Here is an 18,255-nt window from a genome sequence, read left to right as displayed (position 1 = left end):
CCCACTTCTCGCGCGTACCCACTGACACGCACGACGCGAAGGCCGCCCGAGGGGCGGCCTTCGGTGTTTTCCGGGCCCGGCCGCTCCTCCTTCACCCCGCTTCACGGAGAAGGACGCCAGCCATGGAACCCAGCACGCCCGACCCGATCCGCCGCCTGCTCGACGACGGGTCCTGCCCGCCGTTCGCCCTGCTGCGCCGGCGCACCCCCGGCCGCGACCACGACACCGTCGAGGTGCTGATCGGCCCGGTCCACGAGGCCGGGCGCCTCGCCGAGCTGCCCGTGCGACCACTGCCCACCCTCGCCCTCGTCCCGTTCCGGCAGATCCGCGAGCGCGGGTTCGACGTGCGCGACGACGGCACGCCGCTGTCCGTGCTGACCGCCGAGGAGGCGTACGAGATCCCGCTCGCGCAGGCGCTGGCCGCGCTGCCCGAGCACACGGTGCGGGTCGATGGCGGCGGCTTCGACGTGCCCGACGAGGAGTACGCGGCCACCGTCGAGCGCGTGATCCGGGACGAGATCGGCCACGGCGAGGGGGCGAACTTCGTCATCCGGCGCACCTACGAGGGCCGGATCGAGGGCTTCGGGCGGGCCGACGCGCTCGCGCTGTTCCGGCGGCTGCTGGTGGGCGAGCGGGGCGCGTACTGGACGTACGTCGTCCACACCGGGGACCGGACGCTGGTGGGGGCCAGCCCGGAGGTACACGTACGGATGTCGGGCAGCACGGTGGTGATGAACCCGATCAGTGGCACGTACCGCTATCCGGCCGGGGGCCCGACGGCCGAGTCCCTCCTCGCCTTCCTCGGCGACCGCAAGGAGACCGAGGAGCTGTCCATGGTCGTGGACGAGGAGCTCAAGATGATGTGCACCGTCGGGGACATGGGCGGGGTCGTCGTCGGGCCGCGCCTCAAGGAGATGGCGCACCTCGCGCACACCGAGTACGAGCTGCGCGGCCGGTCCTCGCTGGACGTGCGGGAGGTGCTGCGCGAGACCATGTTCGCGGCCACGGTGACGGGGTCTCCGGTGCAGAACGCCTGCCGGGTGATCGAGCGGTACGAGGCGGGCGGGCGCGGCTACTACGCGGGGGCGCTGGCCCTGCTGGGCCTGGACTCCTCGGGGTCCCAGACGCTGGACTCGCCGATCCTGATCCGGACCGCCGACATCGCCGCGGACGGCACGCTGCGGGTGCCGGTGGGGGCGACGCTGGTGCGGCACTCGGATCCGGCGGGCGAGGTCGCGGAGACCCACGCGAAGGCGGCCGGGGTGCTGGCGGCGCTCGGGGTCCGCCCGGCGGCTCCGCGGGCGGCCTTCGAAGGGGCGCGGCTCGGGGAGGACCCCCGGGTGCGGGCGGCCCTGGCGGCGCGGCGGACGGACCTGGCGCCGTTCTGGCTGCGGATGCAGGAGCGGCCGGCGGCGCCGGCCGGGCACGCGCTGGTGGTGGACGGCGAGGACACGTTCACGGCGATGCTGGCGCACGTGCTGCGGGTGACCGGGCTGGAGGTGACCGTACGCCGCTACGACGATCCCGGGCTGCGGGAGGCGGCGCTGTCGTGGGCCGGTCCGGTCGTCCTGGGCCCGGGGCCGGGGAACCCGGCGGACGCGGCCGACCCGAAGATGCGGATGCTGCGCGCTCTGGCGGCGGAGCTCCTGGCCGGCCACCGGCACGGGCTGCTGGGCGTCTGCCTGGGCCACGAGCTGCTGGCGGCCGAACTGGGCCTGCCGCTGATCCGCAAGGCGGAGCCGGCGCAGGGGGCGCAGACGCGGATCGACTTCTTCGGGAGGGAGGAGGTGGTGGGCTTCTACAACACGTACACGGCCCACTGCCCCGACGAGGTCGCGGCCCGGCTGTCGCAGCGGGCGGTGGAGATCTCCCGGGACCCGGTGACGGGGGAGGTCCACGCCCTGCGGTCCCCGGCCTTCGCGGGGATCCAGTTCCACCCCGAGTCGATCCTCACCCTGGACGGCCCGTCCCTCCTGCGCGAACTCCTGCTCGGCATGACCCCGGCGACGGTCTGAAGACCCCGGACCCGGACCCGCCGCGCGGAGCCGTCAGGCCGGGGTCGGCCCCGGGCGGCGCGCGAGGAAGGCGCGGAGCAGCCGGCAGGCCATGACCGGGCCCAGGACCGCCAGGCCGGCGAGGAACGCCGGGAGGTTCCCGGCGGCCAGCGCCAGCGTCACCGGGACGCCGACCGCCGGGTCCGCGAACGACAGCCACGCGTCGAGCCGCGCCCCCGGCCGGGAGCGGAGCGCGGGCCGCAGGGCCCGTACGGCGTACACGAACTGGGCAGCGGCGGCGGCCAACAGGAGCCAGCGGGCCGCGGAAGGTATGTCCACGGGGGTGAATCTAGGCCCTGCGGCCGCCCCGCAGGCATGGCCGCCGTCCGAACTCGGGGTGAACTCGCGTCACGCGCATCACGCAGGTCATGCGCGTCACGCAGGTCACGTGGGACACAGCGTGTTCTCCGAGCTGCGGCCCGCCAGGTAGTCCTCCACGTTGGCCACCGTCGTCTCGATGATCTGGCCCACCGCGTCCCGCGTGTAGTACGCCTGGTGCGAGGTCACCACGACGTTCGGGAACGTGATCAGCCGTGCCAGGGTGTCGTCCTCGACGGCCTCCAGGGACTTGTCCAGGAAGAAGAGCCCGGCCTCCGCCTCGTACACGTCCAGCCCCACTCCCTCGAACCGCCCCGCCCGCAACTCGGTGACCAGCGCCTCCGAGTCGATCAGCCCGCCCCGGCCGGAGTTCACCAGGATCGCGTCGTCCTTCATCGTCCGCAGGGCCGCCGCGTCGACGATGTGGTGCGTGGACTCCAGCAGCGGTACGTGCAGGCTCACCAGGTCCGCCGACGTGAACAGCTCCTCCTTGTCCACGTACTTCATGCCCAGCTCCAGGCACGCGGGGTTCTCCGCGAGGTCCCAGCCCAGCAGGTTCATGCCGAACCCGTGCGCGATCCGCGTGAACGCCTCGCCGATCTTGCCGGTCCCGAGCACGCCCACCGTGCGGCCGCGCATGTCCCGCCCCATCAACCCGTTCAGCCGGAAGTCGAAATCCCGCGTCCGGTTCGAGGCCCGGACGATCCTGCGGTTCACGGCCATCGCCAGGGTCCACGCGAACTCGGCCACGGAGTACGGGGAGTAGTACGAGACCCGGCTCACCGTCATGCCCAGCTGCCGGGCGACGTCCAGGTCGATGTTGTTGAAGCCCGTCGAGCGCTGGGCGATCATCTTGGTCCCGCCCCCGGCCAGGGTCCGCAGCACCCGCCCGCTCAGATCCGCGTTCACGCTCGACGAGACGACCTCGTACCCGGCGGCGATGGGGGCGGTGTCCTCGCTGAGGAAGACGTCCAGGCACCGCACCTCGTGCTGCCCGGCGGCCGCGAACGCCTTCTCGATCAGCGGCCTCTCGTCGCCCTGCACCCCGAATGCCAGGATTTCCACGTTCGCTCCCGTGCTGTGCCGCCGCGCAAAACAAACCGGACCATGGGTCGTTCCGGCACTTTACGTCCGATACCACCCATGGCCCGTTCACCCACTCCGGCTCAGCCGAAGAAGACCCCGACCTCCTTGTACAGGGCCGGGTCCACCGTCTTCAGCTTCGACGTCGCGTCGGCGATGGGCACCCGCACGATGTCCGTCCCCTTCAGCGCGACCATCTTCCCGAAGTCGCCCTCGTGCACGGCGTCGATGGCGTGCAGCCCGAAGCGCGTGGCCAGCCACCGGTCGAACGCGCTCGGCGTACCGCCGCGCTGGATGTGCCCGAGCACCGTGGTCCGGGCCTCCTTGCCGGTCCGGGCCTCGATCTCCTTGGCCAGCCACTCCCCCACGCCCGACAGCCGGACGTGCCCGAACGAGTCGGTGGTGGCGTCCTTCAGCACCATCTCCCCGTCCTTGGGCATCGCGCCCTCCGCGACCACCACGATCGGCGCGTAGCTCGCCTTGAACCGGGAGGTCACCCAGGCGCACACCTGGTCCAGGTCGAAGCGCTGCTCGGGGATGAGGATGACGTTCGCGCCGCCCGCCAGTCCCGAGTGCAGGGCGATCCAGCCGGCGTGCCGGCCCATCACCTCGACGACCAGCACCCGCATGTGCGACTCGGCCGTGGTGTGCAGCCGGTCGATGGCCTCCGTGGCGATGCCCACCGCCGTGTCGAAGCCGAAGGTGTAGTCCGTGGCCGACAGGTCGTTGTCGATGGTCTTCGGGACGCCGACGCACGGGATCCCGTACTCCCCGTACAGCTTGGCGGCCACGCCCAGCGTGTCCTCGCCGCCGATCGCGACGAGGGCCTCGACCTCGTACTTGGCGAGGTTCTCCTTGATCCGGCGGACCCCGTTCTCCTGCTTGAACGGGTTGGTCCGCGAGGAGCCGAGGATGGTGCCCCCGCGCGGCAGGATGCCGCGGACGGCGGGGATGCCGAGCGGGACGGTGTCGCCCTCGATCGCGCCGCGCCAGCCGTCCTTGAACCCGGTGAACTCGCACCCGTACTCCTGGGTGCCCTTGCGGACGACGGCCCGGATGACCGCGTTGAGACCGGGGCAGTCGCCGCCGCCCGTCAGCACTCCGACCTTCATGGAATCTCCCTTCGCCACAGGGCCCACTGAGCAGACTGAGCCCGCATGGCGGTCACGCTAGTGGTGACTCAGGTCACAGCAAGTGCCCGGGAAGGGTCAATTCCGGTGGATTCAAGGGGCGTTGCGTCTCCCCGTTCACTCGTACGAGGACATGAGTGCGAGGTACGAGACGGTGAACGTCCCCCCGTTACTCGTCGTCGAGGCCGCGCTCTATCGCGTACCGGACGAGCTCCACCCGGTTGTGCAGCTGGAGCTTGCCCAGGGTGTTCTGCACGTGGTTCTGGACCGTGCGGTGCGAGATGACGAGGCGCTCCGCGATCTGCTTGTAGGAGAGCCCCTTGGCCACCAGCCGCAGCACCTCGGTCTCCCGGTCGGTCAGCTGGGGGACCTTCGGCTCGTCGGGGGCGGCGGGCGCCGGGTCGGTGGCCAGGCGCCGGTACTCGCCGAGCACCAGCCCGGCCAGGCCGGGGGTGAACACCGGGTCGCCGGCCGCGGTGCGGCGGACGGCGTCGATCAGCTCCTGGGCGCCCGCGGACTTCAGCAGGTAGCCGGTGGCGCCGGACTTCACCGCCTCCAGGACGTCCGCGTGCTCCCCGCTCGCGGACAGGACCAGGACGCGCAGCGCGGGGTTGGATCCGACGAGTTCCTTGCAGACCTGCACCCCGGGCATGCCGGGCAGGTTGAGGTCGAGGACCAGGACGTGGGGGGCGGCGGGCGCGGCCCGGCGGACGGCCTCGGGGCCGTCGCCGGCCGTGGCGACCACGTCGAAGCCCGCCGCGGCGAGGTCACGGGCGACCGCGTCCCGCCACATCGGGTGGTCGTCGACGACCATCACCTTGATCTCGTGCGGCTGCGGCTGCGCCTGCGACGGCTGTCGCGGCTCGGCGGTCTGGCTCACTGGGTCCTCCCCCTCGGTACTTTCAGTTCCACTTCGGTGCCCTGCCCGGGGACGGACACCAGCTCGGCGCTCCCGCCGAGGTCCCTCAGCCGGCCGCGGATGGACAGGGCCACGCCCATCCGGCCCTCGCCCTCGGCCTGGTCGAGGCGGCCGGCCGGGATGCCCGGGCCGTCGTCCCGGACGGTCACGATCACCTCGTCGCCCCAGTCCTCGACCAGGATCCAGGCCCTGGCCCCCTCGCCGGCGTGCTTGCGCACATTGTCGAGGGCGGCCCCGACGGCCGCGGCCAGCTCCTTCGCCGCGGGCGCCGGCAGCGGCACGGGCGTGCCCGGCTCGGCGAAGCTGACGCGGGATCCGGCGTGCGGGGCCAGCAGGCTCCGCAGGTCCAGCTCGCCCTCGTCCGCGCCGGACTCCTCCACCTCGTACGCGTCCACCAGCGCGCCGAGCGACTCGTCGCGGGAGATCCGGGAGGTGGGCACCAGCCCGCTGGAGACCAGGGTACGCAGCGCCACCTCCTGGTCCCCGGCCATCCGGCCGAGCTCGGCCGCCTCACCGCCCAGCTCGGTCCCGCGCCGCTGGACCATGGCGAGGACCTGGAGGACCCCGTCGTGGATGTCGCGGGCGAGCCGCTCGCGCTCGCGGGTCGCGGCCTCGATCTCCAGGGCGCGGGCCAGGGTGGCCTCACTGGCCCGGGCGACCTCGACGACGTACCCGATCGCGATGGAGGCGACCCAGACCAGCAGCACGTTGTGCAGGGTGTCGCGGGTGGGCTGGCCGCCGTGGACGACGATGTTGGCCACGGCCACGAAGGTCGAGGCGAAGCCGGCCCAGCGCCAGCCGCCCTTGATGGCGAAGGCGAGGACGGAGCCCGCCGTCCAGATGGAGGGGAGGGTGGGGCCGCCCGCGGCGATCCGCGCGTGGGTGTCCGCGATCGGGGTGAGCAGGATGCCGGCGAGGGCGACGGTGAGGTCGGCGCCCAGGAACCGCTTGGTGCAGCTGGCGGCGTTCGCCACCCGGCGGTGGGTGGCCAGGGTCCAGACGGTGAGGACGGCGAGGTAGCCGGCCGCGACCCAGGGCCGGTCGAAGTCCCGGTACGCCGAGGCGAACAGCAGGGCCGCGTAGACCATGGTGAGCAGCCGGTAGGCGGTCAGCGCCCGCCACAGCGGCTGCTCGACCGACATGCGCACGACACGCTCGCGTTTCGCCATCTCCCCCACCCACCCGTGCGGGCGATGCCGCCCGTGTCCTACTCCGCGGCCTTCTCGGCGTTCTTGTCGGCTGCGGCCCTGGCGGCCTTCTCGGCCTTCTCCGCGTCGGCGATCTGCCGCTTGGCGGCCGTCGCGTAGATGTCGACGTACTCCTGGCCGGACAGCTTCATGATCTCGTACATGACCTCGTCGGTCACCGAGCGCAGGATGAAGCGGTCGCCGTCCATGCCGTGGTAGCGGCTGAAGTCGAGCGGCTTGCCGATCCGGATGCCGGGGCGCATCAGCTTGGGGACGACCTTGCCGGGCGGCTGGATCTTCTCCGTGTCGATCATCGCGACGGGGATCACCGGCGCGCCGGTGGCCAGGGCCACGCGGGCCAGCCCGCCGGGCTTGCCGCGGTAGAGGCGGCCGTCGGGTGAACGGGTCCCCTCGGGGTAGATACCGAACAGCTCCCCGCGCTCGATGACGTCGATGCCGCTCTTGATCGCGGCCTCGCCCGCACCGCGCGCTCCGGAGCGGTCCACCGGGAGCTGGCCGACGCCCTTGAAGAAGGCGGCCGTCAGCTTGCCCTTGACGCCCGGGGAGGTGAAGTACTCCGCCTTCGCGATGAAGGTGACCTTCCGGTCCAGCACGGCCGGCAGGAAGAAGGAGTCCGAGAAGGACAGGTGGTTGCTCGCGAGGATCGCCGGCCCCTCGGCGGGAATGTTCTCGAGGCCCTCCACCCACGGCCTGAAGGCGAGCTTCAGGGACCCCCCGATGGAGAACTTCATTGCGCCGTAGATCAACTCGAAAGCCTTCCTGTGTCTGTCGAACAGACCATATCCCCTGGCTCGGGGCGGAGGGGGCGACGACCCTGGTCGGTGTCACCCCCGTCGCGTACGGTGAAGTCACACAGCGCTACGCACCCCCCACCCGTCGAAGGAGACCCTGGTGCCCGTCCTCCCTGGAGCCGAGCCGTTCCGCCACGAGGGCGGAGAGGTCGGTGTCCTCCTCTGCCACGGCTTCACCAGTACCACTCAGTCCATGCGCCCGTGGGCGGAGTACCTGGCCGAGCAGGGTCTGACGGTTTCCGTGCCGCTGCTGCCCGGGCACGGGACGCGCTGGCAGGACATGCAGCTCACCGGCTGGCAGGACTGGTACGCCGAGGTGGACCGGGCGCTGCGGGAGCTGCTGGAGCGGTGCACGAAGGTGTTCGTCTTCGGTCTGTCGATGGGCGGGGCGCTGACCCTGCGGCTGGCCGCCCGGCACGGGGACGCCGTGGCCGGCATCGTCCTGGTCAACCCGGTCAACAAGATCAACGACCCGCTGGCCTTCGCGCTCCCGGTGGCGCAGCACTTCCTGCGCTCCACCCCGGGCATCGCGAGCGACATCGCGAAGCCGGGCGTCGCCGAGGTCGGCTACACCCGGGTCCCGACCCGGGCCGCGGCCTCGCTGAAGCAGTTCCTGAAGCTGGTCGACACCGAGCTGCCGCAGGTCACGCAGCCGGTGCTGCTGCTGCACAGCGTGCAGGACCACGTCGTGAACCCGGCCGACTCGGCGCGGATCCTCGCGCGGATCTCGTCGACGGACGTCACCGAGACCCTGCTGGAACAGAGCTACCACGTCGCGACGTTGGACCATGACGCGGAGCGGATCTTCGCGGACAGTTTTGCGTTCGTCGGGCGGCTCGCGGAGAGCGTCGGCAGGGAGGGGGCGGCCAGCGGTGGCTGAGCACGAGGAGTCCCCGGGGGGTGTTCCCCCGCTGGACGAGGAGGCGGCCTGGGCGGCGATCGTCGCCGGGTACGGGCAGGAGCCGCCGGACCCGCCGGGGGCGAGGCCGTTCCGGCCGATCGAGAACCTGATGCTGCCGGAGGAGGACGTGGAGCCGGAGCCTCCGGCCGCCGCGTCGCCCGCGCCGCAGCCGGAGCCTCCGGCCGCCGCGTCGCCCGCGCCGCAGCCGGAGGCTCCGGCCGAGCCGCCGCCGGCGCCGAAGGCGCTGGGGAGTTCGGTGGTGTTCGCGCCCGGCGTGGGAGTCGGCGCCGCGGGGCCCGGGAGCGGGCCCCGCGATCACACTCCGGCGGAGCCGGACGAGGCGGACGAGGGCCATTTCGTCCCGCCGGAGCCGGAGCTGCCGGAGGCGGACACGACGGCGAAGTTCGCGTGGCTGGCGGTGGTGGGCGGGCCGGTGCTGCTGCTGGTGGCGGTGCTGTTGCAGTGGGAGATGACCTGGTGGCTCACGGCCCTGGGGATCGGCGGTTTCCTGGGCGGGTTCGCGACGCTCATCGCGCGGATGTCCCAGGGAGACGACGAGGACGACGATCCGGGCCGCGGAGCCGTCGTCTGACCTTCTTTGACGCGCCGCTCGCACGGCCCGGCCCTGGCGGGCCTCCCCGGCTTCGCGCCGCTGCGCCGGCTTCCGACCGACCGGCGGGGCGGGGCCCCGGGGGGCCCGCCCCGGCCCGCCCCGGCCTAGCAGGGTGCCGGCAGGCGGAGGGTGGCCAGGACCGGGAGGTGGTCCGTGGCCCTGTCCAGGTCCGATTCCGTGACGTCCGGCAGCGAGGTCGGCACTCCGCAGCTGAGGACCTCCACGTCCCGCGTCGCGAAGATCGCGTCGATCCGCCTGGGCGGGGCGGAGCGGGTGAAGGTGTGTTCGCCGCCCCAGGGGGCGACCGTCCAGCAGTCCTGGAGCTCCGTGGACAGGCGGCGGAACGCCGGGCCCGTCGGGGGCTCGTTGATGTCGCCCGCCGCGATGGCGTACGGGGCGTCCGCGGAGCCGAGCCGGTCCAGCAGGAGGTCCGCCTGGGCCCGGCGTTCCGCCGCGTCCAGCGACAGGTGCGCGCTGAGCACCGCCACCCGCGCGGCCCCGAACCGGACCACCGCCGTCGCGAAGCCCCGCCGGTGCAGGCCCGGAGTCCGCGGGAGCAGGACGTCCTCCGTCCGCTCCACGAAGGCCCGTAGCGAACACAGGAGCAGCGGGCCCGCGGCCGTGGCGCCCCCGCTCAGCACCACCAGGTCCGTCTTCGAGGCCAGCCGCGCCGCGTGCTTGCGCCAGCGGAAGAACCGCGGGGCCTCCTGGACGAACACCAGGTCGGGGGCACAGGCGCGGATCACCCGGACCAGCGCCTCCTCGTCGTCGCGCATCGAGCGGACGTTGTAGCTGAGGGCTCGGATCACCGCGGAACCGTCGGGTTCCGTCACAGAGTTCGGCAGCATGCACGGCAACATAGCCAGACTGCCCGCCGTGCCACAGGGGGCGCGACGGGCAGTTCGGACAACAGCGGGTGTCAGCCCTGGCGGGCCAGGTCCGCGGCGCCGACGAGCCCGGCCTTGCCGCCGAGCTGCGCGGCCAGCACCTGTGCGTGCGGGCGCCAGGCGCCGCCGACCAGCCAGCGCTTGAAGGACTTGCGGATCGGGTCGAGGACGAGGTCGCCCTCGTCCGAGACCCCGCCGCCGACGATGAACGCCGACGGGTCGAAGAGCGAGGCCAGGTCGGCCAGGCCGGCGCCCGCCCAGCGGGCCAGCTCGCGGAAGGCGTCGACGGCCACCAGGTCACCGGCCCGCGCGGCCTCGCTGATGTGCTTGCCCTCGATGCCCTCGGGGGTGCCGTCGCCGAGCGCGAGCAGGGCCACCGCGTTCTCGGGGGTGGCGTTGGCGCGCTGCTTCGCGTACCGCACGAGCGCGCGGCCGGAGGCGTACTGCTCCCAGCAGCCCTGGCTGCCGCACCCGCAGAGAAGGCCGTCCGGGACGACCCGGATGTGCCCGAACTCGGCGGCCACGCCGAAGCGTCCGCGGCGCAGCTTGTTGCCGATGATGATGCCGCCGCCCAGGCCGGTGCCGAGCGTGATGCAGATGACGTCCTCGTGGCCCTGGCCGGCGCCGAAGCGGTATTCGCCCCAGGCCGCGCAGTTGGCGTCGTTCTCGACGACGACCGGCAGGCCGATGCGCTGCTCGACCTTGTCCTTGAGCGGCTCGTGGCGCCAGTTGATGTTGGGCGCGAAGAGTACGGTCGCGCGCTTGTCGTCCACGTATCCGGCGGCGCCGATGCCGACGGCCTCGATGGTGTGGTTGCTGCTGACTTCGGACACTGCGGCGCAGATCGCGTCCGTCACTCCGTCCGCGGTCGGCGGGGTGGGCACCTTGTACGTCTCAAGGATGGTGCCCTCTTCGTCGACCACGCCGGCCGCGATCTTCGTGCCGCCGATGTCGACGCCGATGGTGAGTCCCATTAGTCCCTCGGTTTCCGGTCAAACCCCGCCACGGCCAACCGTACCCGAGGGCAGCGGCGTCTCAGTCGAGATCGATCCGCTGGGCCGGACCGCTCCCGCCCTCGTCGCGCGGGTCGGAACGGTCGCCGGAGGGACGGTCCGCGGGAGGGCCGGGGGCGGGCTCGTCGCGGGTCCAGCGGCGCTCGTGGCCCTCGACGGCCGAGCGGTACGCGGCGAGCAGCTCGGAGCCGGCGGCCGCGAGGTGGTCGAAGACCTCGGGGTTGCGCTCGACGACGGGCTTGGCGGCGGCCTTCGCCTGGTTGACGAACTGGCGTACGGCGCCCTGGGCGGCGGCGCCGAGCACCGGGTTGTTCAGCGCGGACACCTTGTCGGCGACGGCCTCGAACAGCTTGAACAGCTCTTCGGCGGCGGTCCCGGTGCCGCTCCCGGCGCCGGTGCCGCTCCCGGCGCCGGGGCCGCTCCCGGCGCCCTCGCGGGCCCGGCGGCGCTCCCGCTCCGCGGCGAGGTCCTCGGCGCAGGCCTTGGCCCAGGCGTCGTCGTCGGTGGGACGGTCGGTGGCCTCGCTCATGGCGGACTCTCCTGCGGCAGCTGCTGGGCGTGCGGTACGTACTACCTTCGACGGTACCCGAACGGGGGTACGCGGTTCAGGGCCGCGTACCGCCCCGCGCGGGGTTCAGGCCCGGCGCGGCCACAGGTCCGGGTCCGGTGTGAAGCGGATGCGGAGCACCCCGTCGGCGAGCGCGGCGCCGGAGACCGTGCAGCGGCGCAGCACCGACGGGAGCGGAACGATCCTGCGGTACGGGCCGGCGGCGAGCAGCAGCTCGTCGCCGCGCCGGACCAGGTCGAGGTCCCGCTTGCGGGCGCCGGGCAGCGGCACCACCCAGACGAGTACCCCGTCGTCGGCGAGGCGGTCCTCGACCACCCACTCGCGGCGGGCGCGGGAGTCTGCCGAGACCTGCGGAACGAGCCCGTCCGCCCCGGTGAGCCGGGTCAGGTCGTCCGGCCCCGCCGGATCCCGCCCGAGGTGGCCGAGCGGCAGTACGGGCACGTCCCCGGCCGGTCCGGCCCCGGCCCACTCGGACCCGGCCCACTGGGCGGCGTACTTCTCCTGCTGGGCGCCGAGCCCGGCCAGCCAGGGGTCGGGCGAGCCCTGCGGCACCATCCGGTTGGCGACGACCGCGCGGACCGGGAGCTGTTCGAGGGCGAGTCCGAGCAGCCCGGTCCGCAGGGCGGCGTCGGCGCCGGGCCCGGGCTCCGCGACCACGTGGAGCGAGGTGGTGCCGGCCTCGATGACGGCCTGGACGGCGGCCAGCTCCTCGTCCCAGCGCGCGGCGGCCTCGTACAGCCACTGCGCGGGCATGGGTACGCCGGCCAGCTGGGCCAGTACGGGCCGCAGGGCGCGGGCCGCCTGCCGCTCGGCCGGGAGCAGCCGGGCCAGGTAGCGGCGCAGCTGGGCGGGGAGGGCGAGGGTGGCCACGGTCTGGTGGAGCGGGGGCATGTCCACGACGACGAGGTCGGTGCCGGGGGCCGCGGCGGCCCGCCGCAGCGCGCGCAGCAGGGCGAACTGCTCGGCGCCGGGCAGTTCGGTGAGCTCCTCGGCCCCGAGCGGCCGGGCCCCGACCATGCCGAGGAGAGCCGATCCGCGCTCCTGGAGGGCGACGAGCTCCGCGCGGAACTCCTCGCCGGAGTCCACGCGGGCCACGAGCACCCCGGCGGCGGCCCGTACGGCGGCCAGCCCGGGCGCGGCTTCGACGGGCTCCCCCGCCGGCTCCCCGAACAGCGCGGCGAGGGGATCCCCGGGGTCGCCGGAGAGCAGCAGCACCCGCGCACCGTTCTCCGCGGCGGTGAGGGCGGTGGCGGCGGCCACCGTGGTCCGTCCTGCCCCTCCGGGGCCGGTGACGAGCAGGATGCGCATCGGTCAGGCCGACTCGACGCGCTTCTTCAGGCCCGCCAGGGCGCGGTCGATGATGACCTTCTCGGCCTTGCGCTTGATCATGCCGAGCATGGGGATCTTGACGTCGACGGTCAGCTGGTAGGTGACCTCGGTGCGCTTGCCGCCGTCCAGCGGGGCGAGCCGGTAGGAGCCGTCGAGCTGGCGCAGCATCTGCGACTTGTCCAGGGTCCAGCTGACCTCGTCGGCGCCCTTCCAGCTGTAGGCGAGGGTGTGGTCGTCCTTGATCGCGCCCGCGTCGAGCAGCAGCCGGACCTTCTCGGCGCGGCCCTCGGCGTCGGTGGCCAGCACCTCGGCCTCCTTCACCTCGCCGGTCCACTCGGGGTAGCGCGCGAAGTCGGCGATCACGGCCATCACGTCGGCCGGCGCCGCCTCGATCGTGATGCTCGAGCTGGTGTGTTCGGCCATGGCGGTCGCCCCTCCAGGGAGTTTTCGAGGAAGTGTGCGGCCTGCGGCCGCCGCGTGCAGGCTACCGTGCGTGCGGAGGTCACCACTCCAGGGCCCGGGATCACCACTCCAGGGCCGGGGATCACCACTCCAGGGCCCACGGCCTCCCCGTGGCGGCGAAGTGCCCGACGTTCACGCACTCCGTGCCGCCGATCCGCATCCGCCGGGCCAGCGGCTGGTGGACGTGCCCGAACAGCGCGTACCGCGGCCTGGTCCGCCGGATCGCCGCGAGCAGGGCCTCGCTGCCGCGCTCGAAGCGGCGCGCGACCGTGTCGTAGCAGAGCTCCGGCACCTCCGGCGGGATGTGCGAGCACAGCACGTCCACCTCGCCGAGCGCCTCGACCTTGGCGGCGTACTCCTCCTCGTCCACCTCGTAGGGGGTGCGCATCGGGGACGGCAGGCCGCCGCCGACGAAGCCGAAGACGCGGCCGCCGATCTCCACCCGCTGCCCGTCGAGGACGGTGGTGCCGGGACCGGCGTACTCGGTCCACAGACCCGGGATGTCGACATTGCCGTAGGTGGCGTACGTGGGCTGCGGGAACGCGGCGAACATCTCGGCGTACTGGCGGCGCACCGCGCCTTCGATCAGCCGTTCCCGGTCGAGTCCGGCCCACAGCCGGCGCCCGAGGTCTCGCGCCTCCTCGAAGCGGCGCGCGGTGCGCAGCTCGACGATGAGGTCGGCGTTCTCGACGCCGAACAGGTCGGGGAAGATGCCGCGCGAGTGATCGGCGTAGTCGAGGAAGAGCACGAGGTCACCGAGGCAGATCAGCGCGTCGGCGCCGTCTCCGGCCCGGGCCAGCGCTTCGGCGTTGCCGTGGACGTCGCTGACGACGTGGACTCTCGTGCTTCTCTTCCTGCCACCCATGCGCCCCACCCTAGGGGGGCTTGGGGGCAGCGGGTAGAGGAACCTTCACAGGCTGCCTACCTGCGGTTACTTCCGAGTCGTCAACGGGGTCGACTACTGTCGGCATGGCACGGCCGCGTCATGTGACGCACGGAACATCTGGCCGGTTCCCTCTATCCGGAACCCACTACCGGTGGGTAACGTCCGGTCGGTCCACATGGTGGCGATGGCGCCCAGAGGAGCAGCAGTCTTGCGCGAGTTCAGCCTTCCGGCCCTGTACGAGGTCCCGTCGGACGGGAACCTGACGGATCTCATCCGCCGCAACGCCGCTCAGCATCCCGACACCGCAGTCATGGGCCGCAAGGTCGACGGCGGCTGGCAGGACGTGACGGCGACCGAATTCCTCGCCGAGGTGCGCGCCGCCGCCAAGGGGCTGATCGCGGCCGGGATCCGGCCGGGCGACCGCGTCGCGCTGATCTCCCGCACCCGCTACGAGTGGGTCCTGCTCGACTTCGCGATCTGGAGCGCGGGCGGCGTGACCGTCCCGGTGTACGAGACCAGCTCGCCCGAGCAGATCCAGTGGATCCTCGGCGACTCCGGCGCCGTCGCCGTGATCGTCGAGAGCCCGGCGCACAGCGCGGCCGTGGCCTCCCTGCGCGACCGGCTGCCGGAGCTGCGCGAGGTCTGGGAGATCGAGCAGGGCGCGATCGCGGCCCTGAACGCCGCGGGCGGCGAGGTCACCGACGCCGAGGTCGACGAGCGCAGCTCGCTCGCGAACGCCGACGACCCGGCGACCATCGTCTACACCTCGGGCACCACCGGCCGCCCCAAGGGCTGCGTGCTGACCCACCGCAACTTCTTCGCCGAGTGCGGCAACGTGGTGGAGCGCCTGAGCCCGCTGTTCCGCACCGGCGAGTGCTCCGTGCTGCTCTTCCTGCCCGCCGCGCACGTCTTCGGACGCCTGGTGGAGGTGGCCGCCGTACTGGCCCCGATCCGCCTGGGCTGCGTACCGGACATCAAGAACCTCACCGACGAGCTGCAGTCCTTCCGCCCCACGCTGATCCTCGGCGTGCCGCGCGTCTTCGAGAAGGTCTACAACTCGGCGCGCGCCAAGGCGCAGGCCGACGGCAAGGGCAAGATCTTCGACGCGGCGGCCGAGACGGCGATCGCGTACAGCCGCGCGCTGGACGCCCCCGGCGGCCCGTCCTTCGGCCTGAAGCTGAAGCACAAGCTGTTCTCGAAGCTGGTCTACAGCAAGCTGCACACGGTCCTCGGCGGACGCGGCGAGTACGCGATCTCCGGCGGCGCCCCGCTGGGCGAGCGGCTCGGCCACTTCTTCCGCGGCATCGGCTTCACGGTCCTGGAGGGCTACGGCCTGACGGAGTCCTGCGCGGCCACCGCCTTCAACCCCTGGGACCGTACGAAGATCGGTACGGTCGGCCAGCCGCTGCCGGGCTCCGTGGTGCGCATCGCCGACGACGGCGAGGTGCTCCTGCACGGCGAGCACATCTTCAAGGAGTACTGGAAGAACGAGACGGCGACCGCCGAGGCGCTGACCGACGGCTGGTTCCACACCGGCGACGTCGGCACCCTCGACGAGGACGGCTACCTCGCGATCACCGGACGCAAGAAGGAGCTCATCGTCACGGCGGGCGGCAAGAACGTGGCCCCCGCGGTGATCGAGGACCGGATCCGGGCGCACGCGCTGGTCGCGGAGTGCATGGTGGTCGGCGACGCGAGGCCGTTCGTGGCCGCGCTGGTCACCATCGACGAGGAGTTCCTGGGCCGCTGGGCGGCCGAACACGGCAAGCCGGCCGGGGTCACCGCGGCGGAGCTGAGCCAGGACGCGGACCTCATCGCCGCCGTCCAGCAGGCCGTGGACGACGGCAACGCGGCGGTTTCCAAGGCGGAATCGGTACGGAAATTCCGCATCCTGCCCTCCCAGTTCACGGAGGAGTCGGGTCACATCACGCCTTCGCTGAAGCTGAAGCGGAATGTGGTGGCGAAGGACTTCGCGGACGAGATCGAGGCCCTGTACCGGGGCTGAGGTCGCACGAACTCCCTGACGCGGAGGCCGAGTTCAGGCCATACTTGAGCCGCTCGGCCATCTGCCGCTCCGCGACCACGGGAATCCCATTGGACGCCATATTGGTTGTATCAAGCACCGACCTTGGTGAGGGCGAGAAGTCCACGGCTTCGCTGCTCAAGTGGCTGTCCTACGACTCGGCGGTACGAAGGCACTGCCGGCCCGCTCCCGTGTACGCGCGGCCCGAGACCGGAGCCATGGGGTCCACGCTGGACGCGATCAGCGTGGTCATCCAGGACGTCAGCGCGCTCGGCGGCCTGGCGGCGGCGATCGCCGGCTGGATGGAGCTGCGCCGGCGCTCCGCGACCGTACGGATCACCAGGGGCGACACCGCGGTCGCCATCGAACGGGCCTCGCCCCGGCAAGTGGCCGAGATCGCCGAGGCCCTCGGCATCCCGGACGCGGCGGACACGGCGGACACGGGGCCTGCGGGTGGTCCCGGCCCCGGGACGGGCGGCGAGTAGCCGCCGCGGCCATGACCGTGCTTCCCGATCCGGCGTCCTCGCGATGCCTGCTGGTCGGCGTGTCCGCATACAGCGAAGAGGGCATGGACGACCTGCCCGCGGTCGCGAACAACCTCGAAGAGCTGCGGGCCGTGCTCACGGACCCCGAGGTGTGGGGCCTGCCGGAGGAGCACTGCGTCATCCTCCGGCCCGCAGGCGCCGAGGACGTGCTCGACGCCATCCACTCCCTCACGGAGCGGACCGAGGACACCTTCGTCCTGTACTACGCGGGGCACGGCCTGCTCGACCTGGAGAGCGGCAAGGGCCTGCACCTGGCGATGCCCCGGTCTTCCCTGGACCACCTGCACCGGGCCCTCCTCTACGGATCCGTCGTCGAAGCCCTCCAGGACCCGCGGTCCGGGGTCCGGCGCAACATCGTCGTCCTGGACTGCTGCTACAGCGGAGCGGCTTCGCGCGGAAGAATGGGAAGGAAGCGGCCACCACCCGAAGAGCCGCCCGCGGAAGGCGTCTTCCTGCTGACCGCCACGAAGCGCAACGAGCAGGCGAAAGCCCCCGAAGGGCAGCCGTTGACCGACTTCACCACCGAACTCGTGTCCGTCCTGTCGGAGGGGGTTGCGGGCGATCGCCCGCTCCTGGACCTGGACACCCTGTACCGCGAGCTCTACGGCAGGATGCGCCGACGCAACAAGACCAGTCCGCAGCTGCGCACTTCGAGCCCCCCTGCGGATCTCGCCCTCGCCCGCAACCGGCAGTACCGGGAACCGCCGCCCGGGCCGTCGGCACCGGAGCGGGCCGCCGCCGCGACCGGGGCGCGTTCACGCAGGCTGACCGGCGCCCTGGCCGCGGCCGTGACGGTCCTCGCGGCGGTCACCGTTCTGGTGCTGGACCCCTTCTCCTCCTCCGGCGCGGGCTCGAAGGACGGCGGGAACTCCGCGTCCCCGCCCGCCGCCGGCAGCCTGCTCCGGGCTTCCGCAAGCGGCTTCACCGGGAACGTCGACCTGTCGCGGGAGGGGAGGACCGACTGGGTGCAGTGGGGCTACCTCCCCAAGGACCGCGGCGTCACGGCCGAGTTCACCGGCGGGCCCGCGGAGTCGGAATGCCGCCAGACGAACGTCACTTGCGTCACCCGCAGGGCGGACGCCTTCGTCATCGGGGACTTCACCGCGCTCGGCACCGAGGCCCCGTTCAGGCTGCACGCGAGCCGGCAGCCCGTGTCGTTCTCGTGGACCGGGGGCGCCGCCCCGCACGAGTCGGCGAGCGGAGTCCGTTCGGTGGTCTACCAGGGCGGCCCCGGCGCGGGGTTCCGCATCCTCGTCCCCGCCAAGGGCACGACCCGCGTGTTCCGCCTGTACGTCTCCTACCGCCAGGGTTCGATCCGCTTCTCCGCGTCCCTCAGGAACGGCGGAGCACCCGCCTACTCGGCCTCCGCCGACACCGCATCCGGACCACCGAACGAGAACTACTTCCGGGTGTACGAGATGACCTTCCGGACCCCTGAGCCCTCGCTCCTGGAAGTCGCCGTCACGCTCGAAAGCAACCACGGGGGCGGGAACGTCACCCTGATGGCGGCAACCCTGCAGTGAGC

18 protein-coding genes are annotated in these 18,255 nt (G+C 72.6%); 6 read left to right on the top strand and 12 right to left on the bottom strand.

Annotation, left to right across the window (positions count from 1 at the left end; genetic code table 11):
• The first annotated feature begins 122 nt into the window (after nt 1-122).
• Nucleotides 123-2,015 carry an anthranilate synthase family protein gene (locus ACFYXV_RS22820; protein WP_389383863.1) on the top strand — a complete coding sequence of 631 codons (1,893 nt, stop codon included), beginning with the start codon at nt 123-125 and terminating at the stop codon, nt 2,013-2,015.
• A 33-nt stretch (nt 2,016-2,048) separates the two neighbouring features.
• Here the strand turns inward: ACFYXV_RS22820 and ACFYXV_RS22815 are convergent, their stop codons facing one another.
• The 6 genes from ACFYXV_RS22815 to ACFYXV_RS22790 form a co-directional block, all read right to left on the bottom strand.
• Entirely contained in the window at nt 2,049-2,333 is a 285-nt protein-coding gene (locus ACFYXV_RS22815; RefSeq protein ID WP_385475282.1) for a hypothetical protein, read from the bottom strand.
• Nucleotides 2,334-2,438: 105 nt separating this feature from the next.
• Nucleotides 2,439-3,437, bottom strand: coding sequence for a 2-hydroxyacid dehydrogenase (locus ACFYXV_RS22810; protein ID WP_385475280.1), 999 nt, complete (start codon nt 3,435-3,437; stop codon nt 2,439-2,441).
• Between the two features lie 101 nt (nt 3,438-3,538).
• Complete coding sequence (locus ACFYXV_RS22805) at nt 3,539-4,567, bottom strand: 6-phosphofructokinase (RefSeq protein WP_385475278.1); 1,029 nt, start codon at nt 4,565-4,567, stop codon at nt 3,539-3,541.
• A gap of 187 nt (nt 4,568-4,754) precedes the next feature.
• Complete coding sequence (locus ACFYXV_RS22800) at nt 4,755-5,399, bottom strand: response regulator (RefSeq protein ID WP_385475319.1); 645 nt, start codon at nt 5,397-5,399, stop codon at nt 4,755-4,757.
• Nucleotides 5,400-5,461: 62 nt separating this feature from the next.
• Nucleotides 5,462-6,673: a MacS family sensor histidine kinase gene (gene macS / locus ACFYXV_RS22795; protein ID WP_383344019.1), complete on the bottom strand. Its 1,212-nt coding sequence runs from the start codon at nt 6,671-6,673 to the stop codon at nt 5,462-5,464.
• Nucleotides 6,674-6,711: 38 nt separating this feature from the next.
• A complete protein-coding gene (locus ACFYXV_RS22790) occupies nt 6,712-7,443 on the bottom strand; it encodes a lysophospholipid acyltransferase family protein (protein ID WP_389383894.1) in 732 nt (243 codons plus the stop codon).
• A gap of 157 nt (nt 7,444-7,600) precedes the next feature.
• On the opposite strand from ACFYXV_RS22790, the gene ACFYXV_RS22785 reads away from it, so the two are divergent.
• A complete protein-coding gene (locus tag ACFYXV_RS22785; protein WP_383495753.1) occupies nt 7,601-8,383 on the top strand; it encodes an alpha/beta hydrolase in 783 nt (260 codons plus the stop codon).
• The gene (locus ACFYXV_RS22780; protein ID WP_389383862.1) at nt 8,376-8,996 is read left to right on the top strand and encodes a hypothetical protein; all 621 of its coding nucleotides are present in this window, start codon (nt 8,376-8,378) and stop codon (nt 8,994-8,996) included. The genes ACFYXV_RS22785 and ACFYXV_RS22780 overlap by 8 nt, the downstream gene beginning before the upstream one ends.
• A gap of 125 nt (nt 8,997-9,121) precedes the next feature.
• On the opposite strand, the gene ACFYXV_RS22775 is transcribed toward ACFYXV_RS22780, so the two are convergent.
• The 6 genes from ACFYXV_RS22775 to ACFYXV_RS22750 form a co-directional block, all read right to left on the bottom strand.
• Nucleotides 9,122-9,865 (bottom strand): endonuclease/exonuclease/phosphatase family protein, encoded by a 744-nt coding sequence (locus tag ACFYXV_RS22775; protein WP_389383861.1) that lies wholly within the window; start codon nt 9,863-9,865, stop codon nt 9,122-9,124.
• 71 nt (nt 9,866-9,936) lie between these two features.
• Nucleotides 9,937-10,878 (bottom strand): ROK family glucokinase, encoded by a 942-nt coding sequence (locus tag ACFYXV_RS22770; RefSeq protein WP_376015470.1) that lies wholly within the window; start codon nt 10,876-10,878, stop codon nt 9,937-9,939.
• Between the two features lie 61 nt (nt 10,879-10,939).
• Complete coding sequence (locus tag ACFYXV_RS22765; protein WP_389383860.1) at nt 10,940-11,446, bottom strand: DUF5304 domain-containing protein; 507 nt, start codon at nt 11,444-11,446, stop codon at nt 10,940-10,942.
• Nucleotides 11,447-11,551: 105 nt separating this feature from the next.
• Complete coding sequence (locus tag ACFYXV_RS22760) at nt 11,552-12,793, bottom strand: ArsA family ATPase (protein ID WP_389383859.1); 1,242 nt, start codon at nt 12,791-12,793, stop codon at nt 11,552-11,554.
• 3 nt (nt 12,794-12,796) lie between these two features.
• Complete coding sequence (locus ACFYXV_RS22755) at nt 12,797-13,237, bottom strand: SRPBCC family protein (RefSeq protein ID WP_030863550.1); 441 nt, start codon at nt 13,235-13,237, stop codon at nt 12,797-12,799.
• 121 nt (nt 13,238-13,358) lie between these two features.
• Nucleotides 13,359-14,141: a metallophosphoesterase gene (locus ACFYXV_RS22750; protein WP_385474211.1), complete on the bottom strand. Its 783-nt coding sequence runs from the start codon at nt 14,139-14,141 to the stop codon at nt 13,359-13,361.
• A gap of 229 nt (nt 14,142-14,370) precedes the next feature.
• Here ACFYXV_RS22750 and ACFYXV_RS22745 point away from each other — a divergent pair, with 229 nt between their 5' ends.
• The 3 genes from ACFYXV_RS22745 (at nt 14,371) to ACFYXV_RS22735 (ending at nt 18,253) form a co-directional block, all read left to right on the top strand.
• Nucleotides 14,371-16,167 carry an AMP-dependent synthetase/ligase gene (locus tag ACFYXV_RS22745; RefSeq protein ID WP_389383858.1) on the top strand — a complete coding sequence of 599 codons (1,797 nt, stop codon included), beginning with the start codon at nt 14,371-14,373 and terminating at the stop codon, nt 16,165-16,167.
• 101 nt (nt 16,168-16,268) lie between these two features.
• The gene (locus tag ACFYXV_RS22740) at nt 16,269-16,670 is read left to right on the top strand and encodes a hypothetical protein (protein WP_389383857.1); all 402 of its coding nucleotides are present in this window, start codon (nt 16,269-16,271) and stop codon (nt 16,668-16,670) included.
• Between the two features lie 11 nt (nt 16,671-16,681).
• The gene (locus tag ACFYXV_RS22735) at nt 16,682-18,253 is read left to right on the top strand and encodes a caspase domain-containing protein (RefSeq protein WP_389383856.1); all 1,572 of its coding nucleotides are present in this window, start codon (nt 16,682-16,684) and stop codon (nt 18,251-18,253) included.
• Nucleotides 18,254-18,255: the final 2 nt, after the last annotated feature.

The sequence above is a fragment of the Streptomyces sp. NPDC002181 genome, from assembly GCF_042890485.1.
Classification (GTDB): Bacteria; Actinomycetota; Actinomycetes; order Streptomycetales; family Streptomycetaceae; genus Streptomyces.
This window is presented reverse-complemented; position numbering and strand designations above follow the sequence as displayed.

What these genes read in the sequence shown, in the direction of transcription:
- ACFYXV_RS22820 (WP_389383863.1), top strand. Translation starts at nt 123, where the DNA reads ATGGAACCCAGCACGCCCGACCCGATCCGCCGCCTGCTCGACGACGGG.
- ACFYXV_RS22805 (WP_385475278.1), bottom strand. Translation starts at nt 4,567, where the DNA reads ATGAAGGTCGGAGTGCTGACGGGCGGCGGCGACTGCCCCGGTCTCAAC.
- ACFYXV_RS22800 (WP_385475319.1), bottom strand. Translation starts at nt 5,399, where the DNA reads ATGGTCGTCGACGACCACCCGATGTGGCGGGACGCGGTCGCCCGTGAC.
- macS (WP_383344019.1), bottom strand. Translation starts at nt 6,673, where the DNA reads ATGGCGAAACGCGAGCGTGTCGTGCGCATGTCGGTCGAGCAGCCGCTG.
- ACFYXV_RS22790 (WP_389383894.1), bottom strand. Translation starts at nt 7,443, where the DNA reads ATGAAGTTCTCCATCGGGGGGTCCCTGAAGCTCGCCTTCAGGCCGTGG.
- ACFYXV_RS22775 (WP_389383861.1), bottom strand. Translation starts at nt 9,865, where the DNA reads ATGCTGCCGAACTCTGTGACGGAACCCGACGGTTCCGCGGTGATCCGA.
- ACFYXV_RS22770 (WP_376015470.1), bottom strand. Translation starts at nt 10,878, where the DNA reads ATGGGACTCACCATCGGCGTCGACATCGGCGGCACGAAGATCGCGGCC.
- ACFYXV_RS22765 (WP_389383860.1), bottom strand. Translation starts at nt 11,446, where the DNA reads ATGAGCGAGGCCACCGACCGTCCCACCGACGACGACGCCTGGGCCAAG.
- ACFYXV_RS22760 (WP_389383859.1), bottom strand. Translation starts at nt 12,793, where the DNA reads ATGCGCATCCTGCTCGTCACCGGCCCCGGAGGGGCAGGACGGACCACG.
- ACFYXV_RS22755 (WP_030863550.1), bottom strand. Translation starts at nt 13,237, where the DNA reads ATGGCCGAACACACCAGCTCGAGCATCACGATCGAGGCGGCGCCGGCC.
- ACFYXV_RS22750 (WP_385474211.1), bottom strand. Translation starts at nt 14,141, where the DNA reads ATGGGTGGCAGGAAGAGAAGCACGAGAGTCCACGTCGTCAGCGACGTC.
- ACFYXV_RS22735 (WP_389383856.1), top strand. Translation starts at nt 16,682, where the DNA reads ATGACCGTGCTTCCCGATCCGGCGTCCTCGCGATGCCTGCTGGTCGGC.